At 67.2% G+C, this 23,295-nt stretch carries 27 protein-coding genes; 4 read left to right on the plus strand and 23 right to left on the minus strand.

From position 1 onward, the window contains the following. Positions 1 to 84 precede the first annotated feature (84 nt). From H261_RS05250 to H261_RS05265, 4 genes are all read left to right on the plus strand, one after another. The gene (locus tag H261_RS05250; protein ID WP_008615146.1) at positions 85 to 363 is read left to right on the plus strand and encodes a helix-turn-helix domain-containing protein; all 279 of its coding nucleotides are present in this window, start codon (positions 85 to 87) and stop codon (positions 361 to 363) included. Positions 364 to 480: 117 nt separating this feature from the next. Then, the gene (locus H261_RS05255; protein ID WP_268743945.1) at positions 481 to 2,046 is read left to right on the plus strand and encodes a recombinase family protein; all 1,566 of its coding nucleotides are present in this window, start codon (positions 481 to 483) and stop codon (positions 2,044 to 2,046) included. Further along, positions 2,043 to 2,924, plus strand: a complete 882-nt coding sequence (locus H261_RS05260) for a plasmid partitioning protein RepB C-terminal domain-containing protein (protein ID WP_008615149.1) — start codon at positions 2,043 to 2,045, stop codon at positions 2,922 to 2,924. Before H261_RS05255 ends, H261_RS05260 begins: the two co-directional genes overlap by 4 nt. Beyond that, a complete protein-coding gene (locus H261_RS05265; RefSeq protein ID WP_008615151.1) occupies positions 2,908 to 3,825 on the plus strand; it encodes a plasmid partitioning protein RepB C-terminal domain-containing protein in 918 nt (305 codons plus the stop codon). Before H261_RS05260 ends, H261_RS05265 begins: the two co-directional genes overlap by 17 nt. Before the next feature lie 216 nt (positions 3,826 to 4,041). Here H261_RS05265 and H261_RS05270 read toward each other — a convergent pair whose 3' ends face one another. The 23 genes from H261_RS05270 to H261_RS05375 all read right to left on the minus strand — a co-directional run bounded on the left by H261_RS05270 (position 4,042) and on the right by H261_RS05375 (position 23,294). Then, a complete protein-coding gene (locus tag H261_RS05270; protein WP_008615154.1) occupies positions 4,042 to 4,644 on the minus strand; it encodes a hypothetical protein in 603 nt (200 codons plus the stop codon). Beyond that, entirely contained in the window at positions 4,631 to 5,260 is a 630-nt protein-coding gene (locus H261_RS05275) for a glycoside hydrolase family 19 protein (protein WP_008615156.1), read from the minus strand. Before H261_RS05275 ends, H261_RS05270 begins: the two co-directional genes overlap by 14 nt. Before the next feature lie 7 nt (positions 5,261 to 5,267). Further along, positions 5,268 to 7,571, minus strand: coding sequence for a host specificity factor TipJ family phage tail protein (locus H261_RS05280; protein ID WP_008615158.1), 2,304 nt, complete (start codon positions 7,569 to 7,571; stop codon positions 5,268 to 5,270). After that, complete coding sequence (locus H261_RS05285; protein WP_008615159.1) at positions 7,568 to 7,963, minus strand: NlpC/P60 family protein; 396 nt, start codon at positions 7,961 to 7,963, stop codon at positions 7,568 to 7,570. The genes H261_RS05280 and H261_RS05285 overlap by 4 nt, the downstream gene beginning before the upstream one ends. 68 nt (positions 7,964 to 8,031) lie before the next feature. Next, a complete protein-coding gene (locus tag H261_RS05290) occupies positions 8,032 to 8,556 on the minus strand; it encodes a DUF1833 family protein (protein WP_008615160.1) in 525 nt (174 codons plus the stop codon). After that, a complete protein-coding gene (locus tag H261_RS05295) occupies positions 8,549 to 8,884 on the minus strand; it encodes a hypothetical protein (protein ID WP_008615161.1) in 336 nt (111 codons plus the stop codon). Before H261_RS05295 ends, H261_RS05290 begins: the two co-directional genes overlap by 8 nt. Before the next feature lie 6 nt (positions 8,885 to 8,890). Next, positions 8,891 to 9,160, minus strand: coding sequence for a hypothetical protein (locus tag H261_RS05300; RefSeq protein WP_008615162.1), 270 nt, complete (start codon positions 9,158 to 9,160; stop codon positions 8,891 to 8,893). 15 nt (positions 9,161 to 9,175) lie between these two features. Further along, positions 9,176 to 11,392: an RCC1 domain-containing protein gene (locus H261_RS05305; RefSeq protein WP_008615163.1), complete on the minus strand. Its 2,217-nt coding sequence runs from the start codon at positions 11,390 to 11,392 to the stop codon at positions 9,176 to 9,178. Positions 11,393 to 11,416: 24 nt separating this feature from the next. Further along, entirely contained in the window at positions 11,417 to 11,734 is a 318-nt protein-coding gene (locus H261_RS05310; protein ID WP_008615164.1) for a hypothetical protein, read from the minus strand. A 5-nt stretch (positions 11,735 to 11,739) separates the two neighbouring features. After that, a complete protein-coding gene (locus H261_RS23235) occupies positions 11,740 to 12,777 on the minus strand; it encodes a hypothetical protein (RefSeq protein WP_008615165.1) in 1,038 nt (345 codons plus the stop codon). 7 nt (positions 12,778 to 12,784) lie between these two features. Beyond that, positions 12,785 to 13,282: a hypothetical protein gene (locus tag H261_RS05320; protein WP_008615166.1), complete on the minus strand. Its 498-nt coding sequence runs from the start codon at positions 13,280 to 13,282 to the stop codon at positions 12,785 to 12,787. Then, on the minus strand, positions 13,279 to 15,840 hold the full coding sequence (locus H261_RS05325; RefSeq protein WP_008615173.1) for a phage tail tape measure C-terminal domain-containing protein: 2,562 nt from the start codon (positions 15,838 to 15,840) through the stop codon (positions 13,279 to 13,281). Before H261_RS05325 ends, H261_RS05320 begins: the two co-directional genes overlap by 4 nt. A 94-nt stretch (positions 15,841 to 15,934) precedes the next feature. Further along, positions 15,935 to 16,081, minus strand: a complete 147-nt coding sequence (locus H261_RS25350) for a DUF7697 family protein (RefSeq protein WP_156521137.1) — start codon at positions 16,079 to 16,081, stop codon at positions 15,935 to 15,937. A gap of 44 nt (positions 16,082 to 16,125) precedes the next feature. Beyond that, complete coding sequence (locus tag H261_RS05330; protein ID WP_040475742.1) at positions 16,126 to 16,650, minus strand: hypothetical protein; 525 nt, start codon at positions 16,648 to 16,650, stop codon at positions 16,126 to 16,128. An 11-nt stretch (positions 16,651 to 16,661) separates the two neighbouring features. Beyond that, a complete protein-coding gene (locus H261_RS05335) occupies positions 16,662 to 17,621 on the minus strand; it encodes a phage tail tube protein (protein WP_008615178.1) in 960 nt (319 codons plus the stop codon). A 22-nt stretch (positions 17,622 to 17,643) separates the two neighbouring features. Next, entirely contained in the window at positions 17,644 to 18,078 is a 435-nt protein-coding gene (locus H261_RS05340; RefSeq protein WP_008615179.1) for a hypothetical protein, read from the minus strand. Beyond that, positions 18,071 to 18,703: a DUF6441 family protein gene (locus H261_RS05345; protein WP_008615180.1), complete on the minus strand. Its 633-nt coding sequence runs from the start codon at positions 18,701 to 18,703 to the stop codon at positions 18,071 to 18,073. Before H261_RS05345 ends, H261_RS05340 begins: the two co-directional genes overlap by 8 nt. Then, positions 18,700 to 18,996 carry a head-tail joining protein gene (locus H261_RS05350; protein WP_008615181.1) on the minus strand — a complete coding sequence of 99 codons (297 nt, stop codon included), beginning with the start codon at positions 18,994 to 18,996 and terminating at the stop codon, positions 18,700 to 18,702. Before H261_RS05350 ends, H261_RS05345 begins: the two co-directional genes overlap by 4 nt. Further along, complete coding sequence (locus H261_RS05355; protein ID WP_008615182.1) at positions 18,996 to 20,018, minus strand: major capsid protein; 1,023 nt, start codon at positions 20,016 to 20,018, stop codon at positions 18,996 to 18,998. Before H261_RS05355 ends, H261_RS05350 begins: the two co-directional genes overlap by 1 nt. A 14-nt stretch (positions 20,019 to 20,032) precedes the next feature. Beyond that, the gene (locus H261_RS05360; protein ID WP_008615183.1) at positions 20,033 to 20,422 is read right to left on the minus strand and encodes a head decoration protein; all 390 of its coding nucleotides are present in this window, start codon (positions 20,420 to 20,422) and stop codon (positions 20,033 to 20,035) included. Between the two features lie 12 nt (positions 20,423 to 20,434). Further along, positions 20,435 to 21,643 carry a S49 family peptidase gene (locus tag H261_RS05365; protein WP_008615184.1) on the minus strand — a complete coding sequence of 403 codons (1,209 nt, stop codon included), beginning with the start codon at positions 21,641 to 21,643 and terminating at the stop codon, positions 20,435 to 20,437. Between the two features lie 8 nt (positions 21,644 to 21,651). Then, a complete protein-coding gene (locus H261_RS05370; protein WP_040475744.1) occupies positions 21,652 to 23,082 on the minus strand; it encodes a phage portal protein in 1,431 nt (476 codons plus the stop codon). Between the two features lie 2 nt (positions 23,083 to 23,084). After that, a complete protein-coding gene (locus H261_RS05375) occupies positions 23,085 to 23,294 on the minus strand; it encodes a phage head-tail joining protein (protein ID WP_008615188.1) in 210 nt (69 codons plus the stop codon). Position 23,295: the final 1 nt, after the last annotated feature.

Raw genomic sequence — 23,295 nt, forward strand, 5'->3', positions numbered from 1 at the left:
CGCTCTGGGCATGGGCCCAGTGGTCCGGGGCCTTATCGAGTCTAGGATTGCGGCGCAATTTTACATAGGGTTAAAATTGGCCCTATGACACGCGACCGCGATCCGGACAATTTGAAGGCGATCGGGGCCCGCCTGCGGGCGGCCCGACTTGCGCTCGGGCTGACGCAGAAGGACCTCTACGAGCCGTTGGGCGTCAAGGCAGCGACCTGGAATCACTGGGAGAGCGGCAAGCGTCTGCCCGATCCTCTTGTGATGGTTAAGTTGAAAGAAATGCACGGTATTACAATAGATTGGATCTATGCGGGAGATGCGTCCTCCCTCCCCTTCTCGCTGGCAAAGGCGGTGCTACAAGCCGCGTCGTGATACTAAAACCGCGCCGCCCCCGATGACGACTCATGGAGCAGCTTGGCCCCTCTTGAAATTATACGCAGCGTAAAAACATGGTAGGGCTCAAGAGCACCCCGAACCCCTGCCGGACAAATGCCGCACCCGCCTTCAGAGCACCCCACCGCCCCACATTCGCGCCCGATCCGCGCGGCCCAGTACGTGCGGATGTCGACCGAGCACCAGCAATACTCGACGGAGAACCAGGAAGAGGCTATCCGCCAGTATGCGACTCGGCGCGGCATCGAAATCGTTCGTACCTACGCCGACGAGGGTAAGAGTGGGCTGAGTCTGGACGGGCGCGATGCTCTGAAACAGCTACTGGAGCACGTTCAGGGCGGGGCCGTCGATTTCTCCCTCATCCTGGTCTACGACGTCAGCCGCTGGGGCCGGTTCCAGGACGCCGACGAGGCCGCCCACAACGAGTTCGTCTGCAGGCGTGCCGGAATCGATGTTCAGTATTGCGCCGAGCCCTTCGAAAACGACGGCAGCTTCGGTTCCGACATCCAGAAAATGCTCAAGCGCAAGATGGCCGGCGAATATAGCCGCGAGCTCTCCGTCAAGGTCTTTGCCGGCCAATGCCGCTTGATCGAGCACGGATATCGGCAGGGAGGCCCGTCCGGCTATGGGCTTCGCCGGGAGCTCATTGACCACACAGGCGCAGCCAAAGGCGAACTGGTACGCGGCGAGCACAAGAGCATCCACACCGACCGCGTGGTTCTGATTCCTGGACCGCCCGAGGAGGTGACCACCGTCCAATGGATGTACCGGGCCTTCGTGGAAGAAGGGATGTCAGAACGGGAGATCGCCTTACTCCTCAACAACCGCGGCATTTCCACGGACCTCGGCCACCCGTGGACACGGGGCACCGTCCATCAAGTGCTGATCAACGAGAAGTACATCGGCAACAATGTCTGGAACCGGATGTCCTTCAAGCTGAAAAAGCGAAGGGTCAGAAACCGTCCGGACTTGTGGGTTCGCGCAGATGGTGCATTCGAACCGATCATTGACCGACATTTGTTTGATGCCGCACAGGCGATCATCTGCCAACGTTCACTTCGATTCTCCGACGAGGAGATGCTAGAAGGATTGAAGCAGTTGGTCTTCGAGCGCGGATACCTCTCGGGCTTGATCATCGACGAAACCGAGCATCTCCCGTCAAGTTCGGCTTATCGCACTCGCTTCGGCAGTCTGCTGCGTGCCTACCAGTTGGTCGGCTACTCGCCCGATCGCGATTACCGATACATCGAGATCAACCGCGTCCTACGGCGAATGCACCCGGATATTCTGGCCGAGGTAATTTCAAGGATCGAGCACCTCGGCGGCAGCGTGCGGTGTGACCCGGCAACCGACATCCTCACGGTGAACGAGGAGTTCACTGCTTCCATTGTGATCGTACGCTGCCTGACGATGCCCGCCGGCTCACTGCGCTGGAAAATGCGCTTCGATGCCGGCCTGCGCCCGGACATCACCCTGGCCGTCCGCATGGATGCCGGGAACGAGCACCCGCTCGACTACTACCTTCTGCCCCGGGTCGACGTGGCGGCCGGAGCCGTCCGGCTGAAGGAAGAGAACAGCATCTATTGGGACGCCTATCGCTTCGATTCCATCGACCACTTCTTCTGGCTGGCCTCCCGCGCAAACATCAGGAGCGTCGCATGAACGAGGACGCAAACCAGCAGATCCATATGATCCCTGTCGACGCCATTACGGTGTTGAACCCGCGTGTCCGCAACAAGCGGATATTTCAGGAACTGGTGACCAGCATCGCCAACCTCGGGCTCAAGAAGCCGATCACCGTCAGCCTGCGAGGCGATGGTTCCGGCTATGACCTGGTGTGCGGCCAGGGCAGGCTGGAGGCGTTCCTCGCGCTGGGGCAGAAAAAGATCCCGGCCGTGGTTGTTCAGGCTACCAAAGATGATTGTTTCGTCATGTCGCTGGTGGAAAACTTGGCCCGCCGGCACCACACGCCCCTCGAACTGCTGGGGGAGATCGGCTCGCTGAAGGAGCGTGGCTATTCGATCAGCGAGATCGCCGCCAAGACCGGATTCAGCAATGAGTACATCTACGCGCTTTGCTTTCTCCTGGACCATGGGGAGAAGCGACTGCTGGCTGCCATCGAGCGTGGCGTGATGCCCTACAGCATTGCCATGGAGATTGCCCGCGCGAAGGATGCCGACGTCCAGCAGGCGCTGGCCGAAGCTTACGAGAACAGGTCACTTCCGGGCAACCAGTTGGTGGCGATCCGGCGGATCATCGAGCAGCGCAACCTCAGCGGCAAACGTATGCAGTCGACCGGCGGCAACCGATCGAAGAAGCAGGTCACGGCCGACGCGCTGGTCCGCGCCTATCGCAAAGAAACGGATCGCCAGAAATTACTGGTGAAGAAGGCAACATTGACTCAGAGCCGTCTGATCTTCGTGGTGAACGCTCTGCGCCGCCTGCTGGATGACGAACACTTCGTGACCCTGCTGCGGGCTGAATCGCTGCACACCATTCCGCGCCCCTTGGCGGAGCGCCTGGGTGGAAGCGGAGGCTGACGTGCCGGAGCCGGTGAAGGCCGCCTTCGAATCTTCCCTTGTCACCGTGCCGGCAGAATCCATACTGCCGTTGCATCAGGTCACCGACGCCCAGAAACAATCCGCCAAGTACAAGCTGATCGCGACCTCCATCGCAGAGGTGGGCATCATCGAGCCATTGGTGGTCGCCCGCCCCAAGAACGGTGACAGCCGCTATCTGTTGTTGGATGGCCACCTTCGCCTCGCGGTACTGGTGGACATGGGGGAGCGCAAGATCCGCTGCCTCATCTCCGACGACGACGAATCCTACACCTACAACAAGCGCATCAACCGGCTGGCGACCATCCAGGAGCACTACATGATCATGCGCGCCCTTGAGCGTGGCGTTCCTGAGGAAAAGATCGCCAAGGCACTGGACGTCGATATCAAGCAGATCAAGCGGCGGCGCAGCCTGTTGGAGGGCATCTGCCCCGAGGTCATCGACCTTCTGAAGGACAAGTCGGTCAATCCCAGGACCCTTGAGACCCTCAAAAAGATGAAGCCGGGCCGCCAGATCGAGGCTGCCGAGCTGATGGCAGCGGCGGGGAATTTCGCATCGAGTTATGCCCAGGCCCTGCTTGCGGCCACGCGCCAGCATGATCTTGTCCACCCGGAGAAGCCAAAGGAGGTGGGAGGAATCACTCCCGAGCAAATGGCCCGCATGGAGCGCGAGATGGAGTCGCTGCAGCGCGATTTCAAAGCCGTGGAGGCCTCGTATGGCGATGACGTGCTGCAATTGGTAATCGCCATAGGCTACCTCACGAAATTGGTGGGCACCCCCGAGGTCACGCGATATCTCGCCGCCTACCATCCCGAATTTCTCGATGAATTCCGGGCGATCATCGCCGCCGCGTCGCTTGACCAAGGAGGAGCGACGACCTGAAAGGTGAAGGAACCGCCCGACCCGGGGACCCGGACCCGAAAGCGCGGGGACCGCAGGAGATGCCGTCGCGAGGGGCGGATCGAGCGCGGGGGTGGGAATGGCGGCGAACCCGTGCGGAGCCCACCGGTGGCCTGCCTTGTTGCAGGCCAAAAACACGAAAAGCGGCCGACCGGGAGAAAGCCTCCCGGTCGGCCGCAGTACTTGAAACGATGCGCTCTATTTCCCGATGATCGGTGGCGCCTGCGCCAGCAGGGTGCGGGTCTGTTCGGAATCCGCCGAGCCGCCGAACTCGAAGTCGAAGGCGGTGGCGAACTTACCTGCCAGCAAGGTGACGACGGAAATGATGCAGCCGCCGACGGCGGTGTTGCCATCGACCTGGCCGAACACCATGAAGGCGATTCCGCCGATGATGCCCATACCGGCGGTGACCAGCAGGACGTTGGCGCGGGTGTTGCTGCGGCCGGCCTTGATGAACTCACTGTCCCTGGCACGGGCGTTCTGACGGTCGGCCAGGGTCGCGGTCAGGGTGGTGAGCGCGCCGGCCATCTGCTGCATCCGCTCCTCGTGGGCGAAGGTCTGGGCCTGGGAGCGAAGCTGGAAGACGAGGTTGGGATCGGCTAGCACTTCGCGGGCCTGGGCGGGATCGTCGGTGCCGGTGATGGCGCGGACGGTGTCGGCCAACTTGCCCACCGCCTTCTCGGCATCGTCACCGAACAGGCCGGCGATGTCGGGGGCGACGTCCAGGGCCACCTTGGCGAGACCGGCGACCGGGTTGGCGGCGATGGCGGCGGCCTCGCCGAGGAGATCAAGCAAGTTCATGGGAGACCTCCAGGGCGGCGCAGGCGTGGGCGTAGTGGGCCTTGCGGTCGTCGAGTCCAGTGAGGCCGCCGTTGATGCGTCGGGTGATGGTTTCGATGTCGCGGGCATCGGCTGGTCGGTTGAGGCCGTTCCTGTGCCAGAACCAAACGGCCGAGCGGGCGGCGGGAGCGGGCTGTTCCAGCAAGTCCGGCTGGGCGATCAGGTCGAGGCCGAGGGCGGTGCCGCAAGCGGCATAGTTCGCCTTGCCGGTGACCTGGATGAGGCCACGGCCGCGATAGCGCCAGCCGTCGCCGGAGGCCTCATCGCCATTGCCCATGCGGTTGGCATAGACTCTGGAACCGATGCGTTGCGGCTGGCGGGCATAGGTAGCGGCCTGGCCCGCGTCGAAGTGGCGAGGAAAGACCCGCAGCAGCGCTTCGGCGGAGTAGTTGAGGTTTTCGGCCAGGGCGCGGAACTGTCCGCTTTCATGGGCGATCTGGGCCAGGAAGGCCGCCTGCCGCAGCGGCGTGTCGATGACCCATTCGGCGCAAGCCTCGGCCAGCGGGGTGGCGAAACGGGCAATATCGGTGGGCCGCGCCGCCGGCAGGGCGGCACGCAGGATGTCTGCGGTCAGCATGGGAACCTCAGTTGACGTGGACGCGGGAATCCTCGGCGACGGCGACAATCTCGACCTGCTCGGCGCGGGGGCGGATGGCCAGTACACGGGCGGATTGCGCCCAGGCTTGGCCGGGGCCGAAGCTGAAATACGTCCTCTCCTCCGAACCGCCGACATAGGGGGTGACGGTCAGGGGATCGAGGACGCGAACCAGGGTGGCATCACCGGGCACCGCCTGGACTCGGAACGGCCCGGCAAGACTGCCGTCGCGGCGACGTAGCGCCAGGTAATGGGTGGCGCCCTCTGTCCATTCCACCGGCTCGGACAGGGCCAGCACGTCGCCCTGGTGCCCGATCACCTCGCCGCCTTGCCCCCAGCGGGGCATGTCGTGGGTTATGGCGACCAGATCGCCGTAGGTGGGGATCATGCCCTCCAACTCGGTGCGGAAGGTGACAAGGCGGCGGCGGTAGCGGTTGTTTGCGGCGATGTAGAGACCTTCCCGCTGGGCGTGGTCCTTGGCGGTGCAGCCGAACAAATTGACCTTGGCTGGGTTGTCGCCCTGGCTGTCGGGCAGCTTCGCCGTGGTCTCGTCGGGCTTCCAGGTACGCGACGAGAAATACTCCACCGTCACCGCGTCGGCGGTGTCGTCGCCGGGCATGACGTATTTGATCTTGAACGAGCCCTTGACGATGTTGCGCGGCCCGAACATGGCCACCGGCATGGTCTGGGGCGCGTCGCGGATGATGCGGACGATGCCGCCCTGCTGGATGGGCACGGCGCGGCCGCAACGGGCGATGCGGGTCAGGGCCTCCCACACCGTCATGCTGGTGTCGAACACCGCGTCGAAGCTGTCGCCACGGGCGGCCCAAACGGCATCCAGAGTGGCCAGCGTCTTGAGGTCGATGCGGGCATCAGCCAGCTTCGCCCCATAGTCCGCTTTGCAGGCATCGGCGAAGGCCCAGGCGATGGAACGAGTCGGTTGCGGTGCCGACCAACCGCCCGCCGCCGACCACACCGGCAGCTTGCGAGTGGCGATGACGTTGATCATGCGGCTGGACCGCTGCGACAGATTGTCGGTAGCCCGCATCTTGACCGCCAACAGGGTGATGGCGCCGAAATCGGGCTGGCCGGTCAAATAGGCGCGCAGGGCTCCCCAGCGAATCTCGTGACCGGCCCGCTCGGCGGTGTCCTTGGTGTCGAGGCGCTTGAGGCGGACCTCGTAGCGCCCGGGCGACACCGCATAGCGGAAGGACAGGCGGATGGCGGTGTTGTTGGCGGCGGAGTGGGATTCGGTTGCCAGCACCGACCAGCCGGCAACGGCCGCGCCGTCGGCATCGATGGCGCGCGCCTCGACCTGCCACTGGACGGTGCGGCTATCGAGGCTGCCGCCGTCATTGGCATAGTAGAGGCCACGCGGCATCACCACGTCGATGCCCAGCGCCCCGGCCGTGGTGTCGACCGGATTGGCGGTGAACGGGCCGATGAAGCCATCGTCGCCGGAGGCCACCAGATTGGGCGCCACCAGCTCCTGGCCGGCGATCTCGGCGGCGGTGACCACGTCCGGCTCGAACAGCGTCACCGGGGAACCGGGCGGGACGATCTCTGTCTGAACCTCCTCGAAGGACGAGATCGGGGTGTCCTCGATGCGGATCTGCTCGACCGCATACTCGCCCTGGCCGATGACGTGGAGCTGATACAGGTACTGCTCGCCGCCGACGTAATCCTGGTAGGGCTCCGAGGCGAGGTCGGGATAGATCAGGTGGCGACCATAGATCACCGGGATCGGCTGCCCCAATCGGCCCTGATTACCCTGGGCCTGGATCGAATAGGTCGGGCTGGGGGCCGGGGCGCTGCCGCTGCCGCCCCAGTTGAGCGACGGCATCGACGGCTTGGGGGCCGGAATCACGGTGTTGATCAGCACCGAGCCGACCATGGCGATGCCGGCGGTGGCCATCGCCGCGGCGGTGCCGGTGGCGGTGTAACCCATGGCCACCGCCGCCATGGGGCCAAGATAGATGGCGGCCACCATCACCGCGATGGTCAGCACGATCCGCATGGGGTTCTTGCCGCCCCCGCCACCTCCGCCCCCGCCGCCCTGGGGCCAGCGAATGACGGTGACGACCTCGCCGTCGCCGATGGCCCGGACGGCATAGATGCCGACCGGCACCGCCATGCCGCCGATCAGGATTTCCGGTCCATCGGGCCAGCAATCCTCGGCAATGCCGCAGTCCAGCAGCAGGGCGCCCACCGTGATCCCGGCTTCCACCGCATGCACCGAGCGGCTGGTCACCGGCTCGAACGGATTGGTGACGATGACGATGGAGGCGGTCATGGCGCAAACCGATAGAAGCCCTCGATGGCCCAGCCGTTGAGGCGAAGGGCGTCGGAGCGCTGGAACACCACGCCGGATTCCTGGCTGCAATGGAGGACGCCGCCACCATCCACGTCGAGCCAGACGCCCACATGAATGGGATGGCGGGACCGACGCAGCAGCACGCAATCGCCTTCCGTAGGCGGGTCAACCTTGGCCCAGCGCCGACGCTCGGGGTGGTCGCGGAAGGTCCGGCCCATGACCAGCATGTCTTCGGGATTGCCGATCTCGGGCAGGATGGGGCCGAAATGGCGGGCCTGCACCATGCGGACGAATTCCCAGCAATTGAACGAGTCCGGCCCGCTGCCGTGGACGGACCACGGCAGGCCGATATAGGCGACAGCCCAATGCATGATGCCCTCGAAGGAATGGGGTCCAGGGACCGAGTCCCTGGCGGGTGCAGGGCAGCGCCCTGCGAAGATCAGCGTGCCAGTCCGGGAAAGCGCTGGGCGGTATAAGTGATGGAGGGGAACGATTTGTTGCCGGCATCCAGCATGCGGGCGCGCCCCGTGACCCTCATCGTGTCGGCCTCGACATCGGTCAGGATCATGGTGATGGGCGGGTCCATATGGGGGCCGTCGAGATCGGTGGAGAGATAGGGCCGCCAGGTGATCTCGATCACCTGCTGGCTGATGGCGGCTCTCTCAAGGGCATCGGTGATGTCGCTGCCGACATTGTCGAGGGTGACGGTGATTTCCGGCACCGGAGCGGTATCCACCGGCGGCGGCGAGAACTCGAAGGCCAACGCGGCAAAGGTCACCAGCTTGCCGCCATCGCGGGGAGCGCTTACCTCCAGCCGGGCGGTGAGATCGGCATGGTCGCGGACCACCCGGATCGGCTCGTCGAAGGTTGGATGCCAGATCTCCAGCGTATCCAGGATCACCGTGCCGCTGGGGGCGGAGGCGAACGCCTCCTTCAGCGCCTGGCTGAGAGCCGGATCAGGCATCCCGCCGGTCCTCGCCATAGGGGCACAGGGTGCGGGCTTCCAGCAGCAGGCGGATCTGGTGGACGATCTCGGACAGGCCTTCGACCGCCGAGCGCAGGGCCTCGGTCTGGCGGGCCTGCTCCTCCACCACATGGGCGAAGGCTTCGACGGGCACGCCAGAGGAGTCCGACGCCCCCTGCTTCCTCGACCATGCCCAGGCGATGATGGCGATGATGATTACCGTGGCGGCGATGGCGGCGACCTGGACCATGGGAGCGGCTTGCCCCCAGGCGCCGACATACTGGGTGGCGATACCCGCCCAGATTTCCGGGGATTGTTCCGCAGCCATGGCCGCCTACTCCAGCACGATGCCGACCTTGGCCGCCTCGGCGGTCAGGTCGGCGCTGCCGCGCCAGCGGAAGAAATAGGGCGCGGTCTCGACCACCTGACGAAGTTCGTCAGACTCGGTGACCGGGCCGAAGCCGATTTCCTCAGGCTGATCGGGGATTTCCGCATCGTCGGGGATGGCGAAGTAATGCTTGCCGCCGCACTGGCCGAGGGATTCGTACTGGGCGGCCGGCAGCCAATGCAGGCCATTGGCGGGGGTGTAGGCGTAAACCTTCATGATCATCTCCTCCGATCAGAATTTCAGCGGCTGCGGGCAGGTGGTGCTGGTGTTCATCCAGTCGCCGAGCGCGTAGTTGCTGGACGGCCCCCAGGCAAAGACGGTGCCGTCCATGGCCAGGGCGTAGGCGTCCTGCTCGGAATTGCCGGTGCCGTCGTGATAGCCCGAGCAGCCGATACGGCGGATGCGGCCATGGTATTTCGGCGGGAACCCGACCATGCGGAACACGGTAGTCGGGTTGGAGGCGTTGGGGGTGCCGATGAACGAACCGCCCCATCCGGCGGTCATGGGATAGCCGCTGCGCCGCGCGATGCGGTCGGCGGCCGAGGCGTGCCGCAGCAGCAGAACGCTGTTGTAGTGGTACTGGGTGGCCTGACTGATGCCGGTGGTCGGCGACACCACCTGGGAAACATGCTCGACGCCGGGCACCAGGACGGGAGCCTGTCGGCTGTTGGTGTCGCCCAGGCCGAGCTGGCCGTTGACGTTGCTGCCCCAGGCCCAGAACTGGCCGTTCTTGGTGAGCGCGAAGCCACCCGCGCCGTAGCGGGCGCCATAGGCCCAAATGTCGATCACCTTGGTCGGGTCGGTCAGCCCGAGATTGCCGACCAGCACCGGGGTGCTGCGGTTGGTGGCGGAATTGTCGCCAAGCTGCCCGCTCTCATTGAAGCCCATGGCGTAGAGCTTGCCGTCGGCCTTGATGTAGAAAGCGAAATTGTGGGAGCCGTAGCCGGTATTGGCGCACTTCACTACCGGCCCCGCGTCGATCAGCACGGGAGCCGGCTTGTTGGCGGTGGTGTTGTCGCCCAGATTGCCATAGCCGTTGTAGCCGCAGCCGAACAGCTTGTTGTCGGTGGTGACGAAGTGGGCGAAGCCGTAGGAACCGCCCGCCGCCACGATGCACTGAACATTGCGTTCGAAGGCGGCAATCTTGGTGGGGATGGTGCGGTTGCCGGTGTCGCCGTGCCCGAGCTGGCCATAGCCGTTGTAGCCCCATGAATAGACGTCGCCGTCCTCCATCAGGGCGTAGAACGCGGCGCTGCTGTCCGGCCCGGTCATGCAGGTCGACACCACGTAGCGGACGGGACCGGCATCGCCGGGAAAGACGATGCGCTGGAAGAAGGATTTGCTCGAGGTGGTGCCGTCGCCCTGCTGGCCATGCCCACCGTAGCCGGTGGCGTACAACTCCCCGTTCTCCAGCAGGATCATGGTGGTGCCGTAATTGCCGTAGACCTGCTTGACCCCGGCATCGGTCAGGTTCTCGGTGACCAGATGTCCTTCGTTGGTGGTGCGGTACAGCGCGGGCTGGAAATGGGGCCAATGCGAGCCGTTGGGATCACCGTTGCGGCCCGAGTTGGAATTGCCCCACACGGAGAGACCGCCGTCCTGGAACACCGCCGCCAGGCCGCGATAGATCGACGTCATGCCGGACTGGCTGTCGGCGTCCCAGATACCCAAATTGGCATGATCGGGAAAGACCACCGCGTCGGTGATCAGGTTGGCCAGGCGCGGCGTGGCGACCAGCGACACCGCATTGCCCCCCGCGACAAGATTGTCGTCGACGTCGCGGGCGATGAAATCGTTGGCGAGATACTTGGCCCGCGAGTTGGTGCGCCCGGGCGGCAACAGCCATTTGGGATCGGTGCCGTCCGAGCCGAGGAACTTGGACGCGGCGCCCAGCGGCAGACGGGCATTGCCGGAACCATTGCGGACATAGAGATCGCCGCGCACCGCCAGGGGCGATGCGGCGGCGGCAATTGCGGCGGTAACATCGAAGACGTGATCGACCATGCCGCCGTCGCAGAACAGCCAGCCCTTACTGCCGGGCGCGACGGAAATCGCAGCCACCGTCTGGATCGCGGTCTTGATCCGTACCGGGAGCGGCAGTTCGTTGTCGATGATGACGGCCCAGCCCCGCGACGGGGCGATCACCACGACCTCAGCAGCGGTGAAGTCCCCCTGGTCCGGGCGCAGCACGACGACATCGCGCGCCACCTGATCCTCGGTCAGCGTCAGGATGGCGGTGCCGGGGGCCGCGACAGTGACGATCTCGGCGGGCTTTCCGGCTTCGTCCAGCAAGCCGAGCAAGGCATCGGCGCCGACCATGGATTCGACCGCCTTGGCCAGATAGACGAGGTCGCGGGCGGACGCCCCGTCCTCGCCGGCTGCTGCGGCCAGGGTTTGGCCTCGGCCCTTGATCGTCTCGATCAGGCCGCGAAGGGATGCGATGGACACGGTATTTCTCCTCTGTGATGGGGGTTACAGGAGATCGATTCCCAACAGCGCCATGTCCTCCAGCAGTTCACCGGCATCGGCGGGCTTGCGCTTGGTCACGGGTGCGGGAAGCAGGGCGTCGAGCGGCGAGAACGGCTCCCAGGCGGCGCCGTCCCAGCGGAACAGGCACTCGGGGTTTTGCACCTTGACCCACAGATTGAGGGCGCGGGCGTCCAGGGGGATGGCGTCGCGGCCGGCGACATCGGGCACAACGAGCATGGCGTCGAGCGCCTGACGCTGGGCGTCGAGATCGGCCAGCGGATCGGCGAAGAAGGCGTCGATGCGGTCCTGCAATGTGGGCATTGGCGTCAGCCTTCGAGGATCGTGGTGAAACGGAGCAGGTCGTCGCGGGCGTCCAGCAGGCGGCGGCGCTCGGCATCGAGGGCGGCGCGGGCCACCTGCTCGATGGGGATTGCGAAGCGGGCGACATGGGCGGCAGCGGCATTGATCTGGCCGGTGGTGGTGACGGCCAGCGCCTGGACCTCGGATTCGAACCCGGCGGCGCTGGCAGCGATGTGATCCTCTGCGGATGAACTGGCGGCGGAGATCTCGGCCAACGCCTGGTCGATGCCCGTCTGGATCTCGTCCGCCAGGGTGCGGAATGTGTCATCGGCCTGGGCCACCACTGCCGCGGCCTCCGTCACGCTGGCGCTGGCGGCGTCGGCGGCCAGAGTGGCTGCCACCATCTGCGCCGCGGCAATGCCCACCTGTCGGGCCGCCTCGTCGGCGCTGGCCTTGGCGGCGGCTTCTGAGCGCCCCGCGTCATCGGCGAAGGCGGAGAACAGCATCAAGGCGTCGCGGGTGCCGGCCAGTTGACGGGCATCGGCAGCCAGGGCGCGGCGGGCGACCGCTTCGATGGGCAGGGCAAAGCGCGCCGCATGGGCACGGGCTTCGGCGGCGGCACCTTCCGCCTCGGCTGCGGCACCGTCGGCGGCGGCAATCCGGGTCTGCACCTGGGCATCGGCCTGGGCGACCATCTCGCCGATGCCGGCCTCGGCGGAGGTGGCCACCGAGCGGATGTCGGCGGCGGCCTGGTCGGCCGCCGCAATGGCCCGGCCGACGGCAGCATCGGCCTCACCGGCCTTCTCTTCGGCGACAGTGGCAAATCCCGCCGCAGCCTCCTTGGCCTCACGGGCGGCGGCGACCGCACTCACCAGATCGCCGGCCTCCTGGTGCAGAATCTCCTCGGCATCGGCCACGGCGCGGGCCACGGTCTTGACGGGACCGCCCTCGGTCGGGACCAGACTCGCGTCTCCGGTCGCCGGGCCGTGAACCACGCTGTGCAGCAGGGCGCTGTCCGCCGTCACTTTCTCGACGGCGGTGGCAAGGTCGGTTTGCAGGGTCATGGAGCGATTACCAGCGATTGGTGACCGGCAGGCCGGCATGCAGGGCGGAATGCAACATGTCGATGGTGGCGAACAGCGCCGGCACGTCCTCTGCCAGCAGGATCTCCAGCGCCCCCTCGTCGAGCATGGGGCGCTCGCGGATTTCCAACACCGAGGTGACGATCCAAATCCCGCCCCGACTGGGCACCGCCTTGTAGGGAGCGTTGCTCTGGCCGAGGAAACGGGCCTCGTGCCCGGTGACGCCGACACCGCCCAGCAGGTCGATCGCAAACCATTCCGCGCCGTCGGCCAGTTTCAGGCGGAACCATGCCTCGAAGGTGGCGAAGTCGGTTTGCGATAGCCGCCAGCGCACCGGGATGCGGGTGGGCGTGCCGGTGAAGCGGCGCCGCTGCCGCGCCGGTCCCGCCTCCATGTCGGTGCGGGAGGTGGCGTCCTGCGGCTCGATGGCATAGCCGTCGAAGGTCGGCAGGGGCAGCCGGACGGGCCAGGAGATGGTGGTGGTCATCGATAGCTTCCCGCCGCCGGGTTCAGCCCATAGCGATGCTCCAGCACCGGGGCCATGCCTTCGCCGCGGCCGATGCGGCGACTCATGCGCCCCTCGATCTCCTCGACGATGATGTCGAGATGGATGCGGCCATCCGCCCCCTGGGATTGCTCGGCGCGGGCCTGGGTGCCGGACGCGTTGTTGTTGACCGTCACCACCACGCCGACCGACGCCGGCTGCGACAAGGCGGCATTCAGGATGCGATCGGCATTGTCCATCTGCCGGGGCGTGAAGACGCCCTCACCGACGCGGGCGACGATGGGGCGCTCTCCGGCCACCAGACCACCGCCGTGGAACTTCGGCGCATTGGCGAAAGCCGAGGGGTTGAACGAACGGATCTCCAGCCGGTCGAGACCAACCAAGCCACCGGTATGGGCGATGGCGAAGGCGCCGGTGTCTGGCACAGGGACAGAGCCGCCGCTACCGGCCCCAGCCGATCCGGTACCGGAGAAGAAGCTTCCGATGCCGGCGATCAGGCCGCCGAATAGTCCACCGCTGGCGCCGCCGAGCAAGGGCGCCACCACCGCCATCCGCCAGGCGGCGCGCAAGGCTTCCTCGGCCAAGGTGTTGAACAGGTCGCCCGCCGCCAGCTTGCCGGTGGTGGCCCATTTGACGAAGGCATCCTCGCTGGACTTCAGCATGCCGGTGACAACACGCTCGGCACCGCGGGCGGCGTCGGACGAATCCTCGACATAGGCCGCCAGGGCGCGCTTGGCACCGTCCGACCATTCCCTGGACGCCGCCAGCTTGCGCTTCTCGGCCGCCTCGATGGCGCGGGCATGGGTGTCGGCATCGAGCGCGCCCTGGGCCAGCAGGTCGTTCAGCTCGCGCAATGTATCGGCGTATTCCTGCTCGGCGGTGCGGTGCTGGCGGGCCAGTTCCTTGCCCCGCGTGCGGGCGTCTGCCTCCTCCTTCAGCGCCCGCTGAAGCTCGTCGAGCGCCTGTTTCTGGTCGAACAGTTCCCCGGCCAGTCGGGCCGCCTCGGCGCGGTCGTTGGCCGACGACTCCTTGGGCAGTCGCGACACCGACTGGTCGATGGCGGCCTGCCGGGGCTGCCACGGGGCGGAAAGCTCGCGCTGGAGATCGTCGAGCACCTTGCGGGTCTGCTCGGCAGCACGGAGGCGGGCCTCGGCCAGCGGCTTCTCGATAGCCTCGACCTTCCGTGCCGCCACCTGCCGCAACAGGGCGATTTCGCGGTCGACATCGCCCGCATCGACCCCCGGCAGCGATGCCTTCTTTCTGGCCGTTTCGATGTCACGGGCCAGTTGGGTCTCGATGGCTGCGATCTTGCCGGCGGCATCGGTGGCCGCCTTGACCTTCTCCTCCTCCAGCGCCTTCAGCCGCACCGACATGGCCTCGGCATTGCGGTCGCGCTCGGTCGCCTGGCGGCCGGACTCGCCTTGGCCACGCTCGGCTTCGAAGGCCGCCACCTCAGTGCGGCCCTTCTCGACCAGGGCGTCGATGTCGCGGCGGAGTAGGTCGGCCTGCCGGCGCAGATCTGCCATGCGGCGGCCGGTGACGCCGATGCTCTGGTATTCGGCGATCCGGCCCTCGACCTCGACCAGTTGCAGGCTCTTGGCCGCCACCTGGGCGGCGATGTCGGGGCCTTTCAGCAGGTCGCGGATGCCATCGACCATGCCGGTGAGGTCGTGCAGCACGCCCTGCGCGCCGCGCCCGACCGTGCTGGTGCGCGCGATCTCCTCCAGCAGGTTGCCCCAGGCGGCGGCGAGATGGTGGGCGGCGCCGGTCAGACCGGCCGCTTCCGCCGCCCCGGCGCCGCCGACCTGTTGCTCCAGGGCGTCGAGCACGATCCTTTGGGCACCGGCGACATCGCCGGTCTCCACCAGCGAGCGGATCACCTCCTTCTGGGTGGCGGAGAACGACACGCCGACCCGCTTCAGCGCCGAGATGCCCTCGATGGGATCCTCCAGCGCCTTGCCCAGTTGGGTGGCCGAAGACGACAGATCCTGGCGGAACACCGCCGACAGGTCCTGGGCCAGGCGGATCGCACGGGTGAACGTCTCGCCCGACACCGAGCGGAAGGTCGCCATGACGGCGGACGCATCCATCACGCCCTCGGCGGTGGCCAGCGTGCCAGTTTCCATCTCGTCGGCCAGCGCGGCCAATTGGCCGGCGGTCAACCCCGAGGCGGCGCCGGTCGCCTTCAGCACCGCCTCCAGCCGGCGCAGCGACTGGTCGGCGGATTCCATCTCGCGCACGCCCTGGACCAGGGCGGCGCCGACGGCTCCCACCGCTGCCGCGGCGATCAGACCGGTGCGCCCGGTGGCCATCAACGCATCGCCGAACAGGCCCATCCGCCCGGCCATGCCCTCGACCACGCCGCGCACTCCCTGGCCGACCTCGTTGATCGCCAGCAGCGCCTTCGACGCCGGCTGTGCCGCCCGCTCGATCCGCTCCAGCGCCCGGCGGCCGTCCTCGCCCAATTGCATCAGGGCGCGGCGGAACACCTCGCCGTCTTCAAGGGCAAGGCGGATGGAGACGGTGCGGGCGGCAGTCATTCGTTGTCCCTCAATCGCCGGGCGCGCGCCTCCGCGCGGCTCCTCCGCTACGCTCCGGGGCGCTCAATGCGCCCGCGCTCGGACTTCGCCTCGCTCATTCACGATGTCTTTCGGCCAGGGCCTCGCGCATTCCCGCTTCCGCGAACGGCAGCAGCAACGCCAGCGCCCGTTCGTCGAAGCCCAGGGCACGGCCGTGGGCGAGCAGGCCGGCGATGTCGAAGCGGGCCGGATCGGCGCGCATCAGCATCTCCCATGCCTGCCAGCCTTCGAGGGTGGCGGGTTCATTCAGGTCGGTGGGGCAGCTTCCGTCACCGGCGCAGGGGGCGCCGTCGTCGCGGCACTGGCGGCAATATCCAGGCCCGCCGCCGAAGTGCCATCGGCTGCGGGCCTGGAGACGTTTCCCTCGGCGAGGACCGCCTCATGGGGCGCGGTGTAGAGGCCGACGAAGGCCTCGGCCACGCCCTGGATCAGCATCAGGTCAGCGACAGTGGTGTCGGACACCGCAGCCGGAGCGCCGTCGGCATCCAGCACGCCTTCCCAGTCCAGGATGGCTGTGCGGGCCAGACTTTGAGCGAACAGCAATTGCGAGAACCCCGCCACCGCATCGTCGTCGCGCAGATCGGGCAGGCCGGAGACATCGCCGCCGACCGCTTTGAGGTCGGCGAACTCGCGGGCGACCGCGCGGGCCTTGCGCCAGCCCTTGATGCGGGCTGCCTCATAGGTGGCGGTGGTCAGCGGGCGGACATGGAGCCGCACGCCGAAGGGCAGATCAAGCCAATACGGCTCCTTGGGCAGGCACAGACGGATCATGGGGCGGGCCTTCAATACGAGGGGACATCGTTGATCAGGGTGACGCGCAGCAGATACCCCGCCACCGGATCGCGGGCAGCGCGCCAGTCGTAAGCCGCCTGGATGCCGCCGGGGCCTTTGATCTCCTGCTTCTTCTTGGGGCAAAACACGCGGGGCAGATGGAACCGCAGGGCATAATCAGTGCCGGGGATGGTGAAGCCGTACTGCATCTCCACCGGGTTTTCGGCGGCGATGGCTGCGGTCAGGGTGGTGTCGGTGCCAAAGCGCACCTCGACCGAGCCCTCGGCGGTGGCCTCGGTCTCATCGACGCCGTCGATCAGACCGTCGGAGCGGATGGTCTCGACCGGCTCCAGGTTGTTGGAGAACGACAGTCGCCCGCCGACCACGTTGGCCAGCGGCTCGCCACCGACCAGGATGCTGCCGCTGCCCTGGCTGAAGCGGCGCAGCGCGAAGCCGGCCGGCGCGGCATCAATGGTGGCGGCAGCTTCGGTCTCGCCTTGGGCGATCACCGCGATGGTGGCGTTGGCGGGTCCGGAGCGGGCCATATCGAAGGCGAGGCTGCCCAGCTTGGCCCCGGTGTGGCGGAAGAATTTGGGCGTCACCAGGGTCGGGTGGCCGATTTCCAGGGCCAGGCTCGGCAGTGAGCCGCCCGAGGCGAAGGCATGGGTGAAGCCGGTGCCGGCATCGCCGCTGGTGGCGGGGGCGCCGAACAATCCCTTCAGCCAGAAGCCGAGACTGCGCAGATCGAGCGGCACACCGAATTCGCCCTCGTCCTTGACCGCCTCGTAATAGGGATCCTGGGCGTCGCGCCCCTGGCCCAGCAGCGGGTCGTAACCCAGCGGCCGCTCGGCGCCCAGGCTGGTTTCCTTGAAGGACAGCCTGGTGTAGCCGTCGGCCGGCATGGTGCCATAGGCCGCCTCGAAGGCGGCCAGCAGGATGCAGTCGGCGCCGTAGGCGCGCGTCTTCGACATGGGACCGGTTCCTTTGTCTGGATCAGCCGAGCGGCGAGCCGGCGGTGTATTCGAGGACGACGAGGACCTTGGCCCCCTTGAGGCCGGCGGCGCCGTCGATCGCCTCGGTGATGAATTCCGGCGGCTCGGCCATCGCCAGATCCACCGTGCCCCCCAGCGTGGGATCGGCCGCCAGCCGGTCGCCAATGGCGGCGAGGATGGCGTCGAGAATCCCGTCGCGGTCTTCCGGGGTGGCGCCCTGCACCACCACCTCGATCTCGGCGCGGCGGCTGTGGATGTAGGCGGGCGGCGACAGCAGCATCTCCGGCTCGCCCCCGCTGCCGTCGAACAAGGTGATCAGCCCGCCCGCCGGGATCTTGGCCGCCAGCGGCTCGTTGCGGCGAACGGTCGCGCCGGGGATCCCGGCCAGCAGCGCCGCCAGTGCCTTCAGGGCGGTCTCGCGGGGAGAATCAGCCATCGTTCTTCCCCAGCGCCGAGACCAGTGTGGTGTAGAGCCGCCGCTCGGCCGCCCCCTTGGCCCGGTTGATGTCGAGGCGCTTGCGCAAGGTCACCTGCGGATAGAGCAGGAACATGATGGCGGTGGCGGCATTGCGCCCGGTCCTGGACCTGGCGAAGCCGCCGCGTTTGCCCTGCCGCGCCCGCATGTCGTCGGCCACCAGCAGCGACGGGCCGCCCCTGCGGTAGACGAAGCGGAGCGGAATGCCGAGCCGCTCCTCGACCAGCCGGGGCGTCGGGCGCTTCTTGCCGATGCGGGCCGGGCAGCCGGGGCCGGGCACCGCCAGCCAGAAGCCGTCGGCCGAGCGGATGGTGGCGCCCTCGTCGAAGGCGCGGATGATATGGGGCGCCTTGCTCCACACCAGCCCGGCCGGGCGCAGGGAAACGCCGGACGCGGGATAGGTCTGCGACCGCCAGGTGTTGGCCAGCCGCTGGCCGAGGCCGGCGCCGGTGACTTGGGCGCGCAGGTCCAGCTTCAGCCCGTTGGTGGCGTCGCGCATGGCGGAACTGGCGACCCGTTCTGTCGCCTTCACCTCATCGGCCATGACACGGGTGAGGTCGCCCCGGATGGCGGCAAGCACCCTCATGCCGGCCTCACGGTGATGGTCCACACCAGCCGTTCGACATCCAGGCGGGGTTCGCCCTGGACGACGAAGCTGTCGCCGTCATGGACGATCACATCCCCCGCCTGGGGTGCCGGAATCTCCCGCCGCTGGACCTCGAACACCGCCGTCCCCGTGTGGACGGTGATGTCCGAGAATTCGATATCGCGGTCGGGCCGCCGTACCAGGGCACGGATGGACCGGCCCTGGTACGTCACCGTGACCGCCATGTTCGGATCGGCGAACAGGTCGTCGATGGCGTCAGTGAAGGCGCTCATCAGTTGCCCGAGAACAGGCGAACCGCCAGACGCGGGCGCTTGTTGACCGGCAGGATGGACGCCTCGGTCTTGACGTCGATGGCGCTGCCGTCCTGGCGGGCAAGCTGGCGGGCGTACATGGGCACGCCCAGGGTGTTGACCGTCTCGATCAGGTTGGCCGGGGCGCCATAGGTGACGAAGGTGTCCATGGTGCCGAGCGGGAAGGCGATGCCCTCGCCCGGCGGGATCAGAGTTTCGGTCTGGCCGGTGGAGAGGGTGACGGTGGCGCTGTATTCCTCGAACACCATGCCGGCGAAGGGGAAGCGGCGCCGCACGTCTTCCCGCAGCGGCTGGGCGCCGGTGGAGGAGAAGTACTGGTAGGCCTGCTCGACCTTGGCATGGCCGATCAGCTTGTCGAAGAATTCCGGGCTGACCAGGGCCAGCACGCTGGTCATGGTCTCTCCCTTCAGTTCCGTCTCCACCTTGCGCAGCACCTCGCGGATCTTGGCCTGGACGTTGGTGGTGGCGGTGCCGAGGGCGAAATCCATCTGCTGGCGGGACAGGTCGAACTCGGCGAAGTAGTCGTACAGCGTGCTGCCGGCGCCGTCGCGGACGATGCCCTTCAGCGCGTTGACCTCCATGAATTCCCGCGTCTGGGCGTGCTTGCTCCGCATGCGGGTCAGCTTGCGCTCCATGACGGTGGCCAGGGGATCGGCTGCGTCGGCGACTCCGAAACCACGCACGCCCTGGACGTCCTGGGGGGTGATGGAATCGTCGTGGGGAATCCACGGCACCGTGAAGGACCGCATGCTCCGGGCATCGCGGTTGGCGACGGTAGCCGGGCCGCCCAGCGGCACGGTGGGCAGTAGGTTGAGGACGCCCTCGGCCTGCTCGATGATGACGCTGCGCTGGGTCACGCCCTCGAAGCGGAACAGCCCCATCTGGCCGAGCCGGGTGTAGAGGTTGGGCAGGATATTGATGGCCTGGGTCATCTCGGCAAGCGAATAGCCGCCCGCGTCGAAGGGGTTGATGATGGCGTTCATGGGAAAGGCTCCGATCAGACGGTGGTGCGGGCGACCAGACCCACGGTGGCAAGCTGGGTGATCTTGGCGGTGCGCTCGGGCGCGCTATCGACCGAGGGGTCGAATACCAGGGCGCCTTCGGCCAGGATGACCGGGCCACGGGCGGCGATCAGGCCGGTGGCCACGCCATCGGTGGCGTCCACGGCTTGCAGCAGCACGGCGAGGGCCACCTCCGCGCCTTCGTCTCCAACCACCTCGGCGGCGGGGGACAGGCGGTATTCACCGCTAGCGGTGATGCGGCCCAGCACGGAGCCGAGGGGATAGGACGTGCCTGCCTTCAAGGTGGCGGTCTCGCGGCAATAGCTGGGATGGCACTCGAATTTCAGCAGGTCGCCCAGGGTGGGCGATGCGGTCAGAACGGCCATGGTGGTCTGTCCTTATTTCCTGGCGGCGGCTTCGCGGGCACGCCGGACGATGGGGCTCTCGGCTTCGGTCTTGGGAGCCGCAGCCGCCGGAGCGGCGGCCACCACGTCGGTGGCGTCGGACCGCTCGGCCAACTGATCCAGCACGGTGCGGCGCAGCGCCTCGGGACGAATGCCCTTGGCCATGGCCTCGGCGGGATCGATGGCCACGCCGAGGCGGGCGGCCTGGGCGGCGATGGCGCTGATCTCGGAATATTCGGCCCGCAGGCGCTGCTCCAAATCGGCGTTGACCTGGGCGGGCGGCTGAGGCACCGCAGCAATCACGGGGATTTCCCCCTGGGGTTCGGACATCGGGACTTCCTTTCGGGCGGCGATGGGGCGAGAAATGGTGGGGCGGGCCAGCGCGGCCCCGAGATCAGCCAGGGCGATACGCAGGGTGCCGACCTTGTCGGCCAGACCGGCGGCCACCGCCTGGTCGCCGCGATAGACCGCAGCCTCGGTGGCCCGCACAGCGTCGGGAGACAGCCGCCGCCGCTCGGCCACCAGGGCGGTGAATTTTCCGTACAAGGCGTCCACGTCGGCCTGGAGGGCGACGCGGGCCGAATCGGACAGCGGCTGATGCGGGTTGCCATCGACCTTCGCCGCCCCGGCATGGACGAAGGTCCAGGCCAACCCCGCCTGAGCGTCGGCCCCGGACTCGTCGCGGTGAACCGCCACCACGCCGATGGAGCCGATTTCGCCGGTCTGGGTAACGTAAAGGCGGTCGGCGGTGCAGGCGATGGCATAGGCCGCCGACAGCGCCGCCTCGTCGGCCACCGCCCAGATAGGCTTGCCACATTGGGCGCGGATGGCCTGAATGTGGTCGACCAGATCGAACAGGCCACCTACCTCGCCACCGGAGGAATCCACGTCCAGCAGAATGGCGCGGATGCCGGGATCGGTGGCTGCCGCCCCGATGGATTCGGCGATGTCCGAATAGGCGGTGAGGCCGCTGGCGGCACCCAGATAGCCCGAGCGGGCCACCAGGGTGCCGATCACCGGCACGATGGCGATGCCGTCGGGGGTGACCGCCATATCGGCACCCGGTGCAGCATCACCGTCGAACGAAACGGCCTGCCCGGCGAGCCTGGGGCCGAGCGCGCCGAGGATGACGTCCAACTTGCTGCGGGCGACCAGCAGCGGCGTCCCGTAGAGTCGGGCCGCGAGATGGGGCAGATCGTGCATGTCGGTCCTTACGGGGTCGGTGAGGGCAGCAAGAGCGGTGACGGATCGGAACCGAAGGTCAGCCCCAGCCGTCGCTCCCGGTCCCGGTCGGCGGCGATCTCGGCATCGACCTGTTCGGCGTCATAGCCACGCTCGGCCAGGGCCTGCGTCCGGCTTTTCAGGCCGGCGCCGATCTGCTCGATCTCGGCCTTGGTGTCCTTCAGTGGATCGACCCAGTCCCATTTCGGCGGCAGCCAGGAGCAGGCGATGAAGGTGGCCCGCTGGCGTTCATAGCCGGGGATGTCGAGCGCCCCGGACAGGACGGCCACGTCCAGCCAGCGCTGCCACACTACCCGGCACATCTGGTGGACCATCACCGAGTGCTGCCATGCCTCGACCCGGCGGCGGAACTCCAGCAGCGCCATGCGCGAGTTGGAGTAGTTGGCCTTCAGCATGTCGTTGGACAGGTAGGCGTAGGGCACCCCGGTGGCGGCGGATATCTGCAGCAGGGTGCGGTATTCGAACGGCTCATACGATCCGCCCACATCGGCGGGGGCGGAGGTCTGGATCTGCTCGCCCGGCTCCAGCGGCACCACCTGGCCCGGTTGGACCTCGACAATACGGTCGCCGGAACCGTCATCGGCGGGCACCACATCGATCACGTCGGCCGGAGCGGGCGAGGTCACGAACATCGCGTACATCGCGGCGATCTTCTTGCGCTCCAGTTCGGCGTCGTCGTACTGGTCGAGCAGAAACAGCTTCACCACCGCCGGGGCCAGCCGCGACACCCCGCGCAACTGGCCTGATTCCACCGGGTCGATGACGTGGATGATCTCGGCGGCCGGCACCCGCACCGTCTCGCCGGCCAGACCGGGATCGGTGAGATCACCGGGATGGCGGCGCAGGAAGTGATAGGCGACGCGGCGGCCAATGCGGTCGAACTCGATCCCCTGGCGGATGACGTTGCCGCCGGGAAGGATCTCGGTTCGGGTCAGCGGCAGCATTTCCGAGGGCAGCATCTGAAGCTGCAACGGCACCGACAGCCCGTCTTCGGGGCGACGGGGGCGCAGGCGGAAGAACACCTCCCCGGCGATGAACACTTCCCTGGCGGCGCGACGCTGCTGGCCGTAGAAATCGGTCAGGGCCTCGGCATCGGATTCGTCGGTCCAGGCCAGCCACAACTGCTGCACCCGGGTCTTCAGATCCTTGTCGGCGATCAGCGAGGACGGCTTGATGCCGGTGCCCACAGCGTTGCCGGTCCAGCTTTCGGCGGCGTTGAGGGCGTAGCCGTTGTTGCGGACCAGATAGCGGGCGCGGGCGGTGATGTCCGAGCCGGCGGCGGCGATCAGGGTGTTGACGTGGGCGCGGCTGGGCTGGAAGCCCTTGAGGCGGCGGCTGCCCTGGGCGGCCTCGAAGCCGCCGATCATGGCGCCGATCCTCCTGCGCAATGCCGACAGCATGGTCACAGCCCCTTGGTGGCGACGGCGAGGATGCGCCGCCGGGGCTTTCTGCCCTCCAACACGGCGATGCGGCGGTCGAGATCGGCCAGGACATGGTTGGCCTGGGTCAGGTCGTACTGGACGGTGCGGTCGCCGACGGTGACGCGGGCCACCAGCGAGTTGCGCCGCGCCAGCACGCGCTCGCGCTCGGCCTTCATTTCGTCGAGAGTCATG

It is taken from the genome of Paramagnetospirillum caucaseum, from assembly GCF_000342045.1.
In the GTDB taxonomy this organism is placed as follows: Bacteria; Pseudomonadota; Alphaproteobacteria; order Rhodospirillales; family Magnetospirillaceae; genus Phaeospirillum; species Phaeospirillum caucaseum.

What these genes read in the sequence shown, in the direction of transcription:
- H261_RS05250 (WP_008615146.1), top strand. Translation starts at nt 85, where the DNA reads ATGACACGCGACCGCGATCCGGACAATTTGAAGGCGATCGGGGCCCGC.
- H261_RS05255 (WP_268743945.1), top strand. Translation starts at nt 481, where the DNA reads ATGCCGCACCCGCCTTCAGAGCACCCCACCGCCCCACATTCGCGCCCG.
- H261_RS05260 (WP_008615149.1), top strand. Translation starts at nt 2,043, where the DNA reads ATGAACGAGGACGCAAACCAGCAGATCCATATGATCCCTGTCGACGCC.
- H261_RS05270 (WP_008615154.1), bottom strand. Translation starts at nt 4,644, where the DNA reads ATGAACTTGCTTGATCTCCTCGGCGAGGCCGCCGCCATCGCCGCCAAC.
- H261_RS05275 (WP_008615156.1), bottom strand. Translation starts at nt 5,260, where the DNA reads ATGCTGACCGCAGACATCCTGCGTGCCGCCCTGCCGGCGGCGCGGCCC.
- H261_RS05280 (WP_008615158.1), bottom strand. Translation starts at nt 7,571, where the DNA reads ATGACCGCCTCCATCGTCATCGTCACCAATCCGTTCGAGCCGGTGACC.
- H261_RS05285 (WP_008615159.1), bottom strand. Translation starts at nt 7,963, where the DNA reads ATGCATTGGGCTGTCGCCTATATCGGCCTGCCGTGGTCCGTCCACGGC.
- H261_RS05290 (WP_008615160.1), bottom strand. Translation starts at nt 8,556, where the DNA reads ATGCCTGATCCGGCTCTCAGCCAGGCGCTGAAGGAGGCGTTCGCCTCC.
- H261_RS05295 (WP_008615161.1), bottom strand. Translation starts at nt 8,884, where the DNA reads ATGGCTGCGGAACAATCCCCGGAAATCTGGGCGGGTATCGCCACCCAG.
- H261_RS05300 (WP_008615162.1), bottom strand. Translation starts at nt 9,160, where the DNA reads ATGAAGGTTTACGCCTACACCCCCGCCAATGGCCTGCATTGGCTGCCG.
- H261_RS05310 (WP_008615164.1), bottom strand. Translation starts at nt 11,734, where the DNA reads ATGCCCACATTGCAGGACCGCATCGACGCCTTCTTCGCCGATCCGCTG.
- H261_RS23235 (WP_008615165.1), bottom strand. Translation starts at nt 12,777, where the DNA reads ATGACCCTGCAAACCGACCTTGCCACCGCCGTCGAGAAAGTGACGGCG.
- H261_RS05320 (WP_008615166.1), bottom strand. Translation starts at nt 13,282, where the DNA reads ATGACCACCACCATCTCCTGGCCCGTCCGGCTGCCCCTGCCGACCTTC.
- H261_RS05325 (WP_008615173.1), bottom strand. Translation starts at nt 15,840, where the DNA reads ATGACTGCCGCCCGCACCGTCTCCATCCGCCTTGCCCTTGAAGACGGC.
- H261_RS25350 (WP_156521137.1), bottom strand. Translation starts at nt 16,081, where the DNA reads ATGCGCGCCGATCCGGCCCGCTTCGACATCGCCGGCCTGCTCGCCCAC.
- H261_RS05330 (WP_040475742.1), bottom strand. Translation starts at nt 16,650, where the DNA reads ATGATCCGTCTGTGCCTGCCCAAGGAGCCGTATTGGCTTGATCTGCCC.
- H261_RS05335 (WP_008615178.1), bottom strand. Translation starts at nt 17,621, where the DNA reads ATGTCGAAGACGCGCGCCTACGGCGCCGACTGCATCCTGCTGGCCGCC.
- H261_RS05340 (WP_008615179.1), bottom strand. Translation starts at nt 18,078, where the DNA reads ATGGCTGATTCTCCCCGCGAGACCGCCCTGAAGGCACTGGCGGCGCTG.
- H261_RS05345 (WP_008615180.1), bottom strand. Translation starts at nt 18,703, where the DNA reads ATGAGGGTGCTTGCCGCCATCCGGGGCGACCTCACCCGTGTCATGGCC.
- H261_RS05350 (WP_008615181.1), bottom strand. Translation starts at nt 18,996, where the DNA reads ATGAGCGCCTTCACTGACGCCATCGACGACCTGTTCGCCGATCCGAAC.
- H261_RS05355 (WP_008615182.1), bottom strand. Translation starts at nt 20,018, where the DNA reads ATGAACGCCATCATCAACCCCTTCGACGCGGGCGGCTATTCGCTTGCC.
- H261_RS05360 (WP_008615183.1), bottom strand. Translation starts at nt 20,422, where the DNA reads ATGGCCGTTCTGACCGCATCGCCCACCCTGGGCGACCTGCTGAAATTC.
- H261_RS05365 (WP_008615184.1), bottom strand. Translation starts at nt 21,643, where the DNA reads ATGCACGATCTGCCCCATCTCGCGGCCCGACTCTACGGGACGCCGCTG.
- H261_RS05370 (WP_040475744.1), bottom strand. Translation starts at nt 23,082, where the DNA reads ATGCTGTCGGCATTGCGCAGGAGGATCGGCGCCATGATCGGCGGCTTC.
- H261_RS05375 (WP_008615188.1), bottom strand. Translation starts at nt 23,294, where the DNA reads ATGACTCTCGACGAAATGAAGGCCGAGCGCGAGCGCGTGCTGGCGCGG.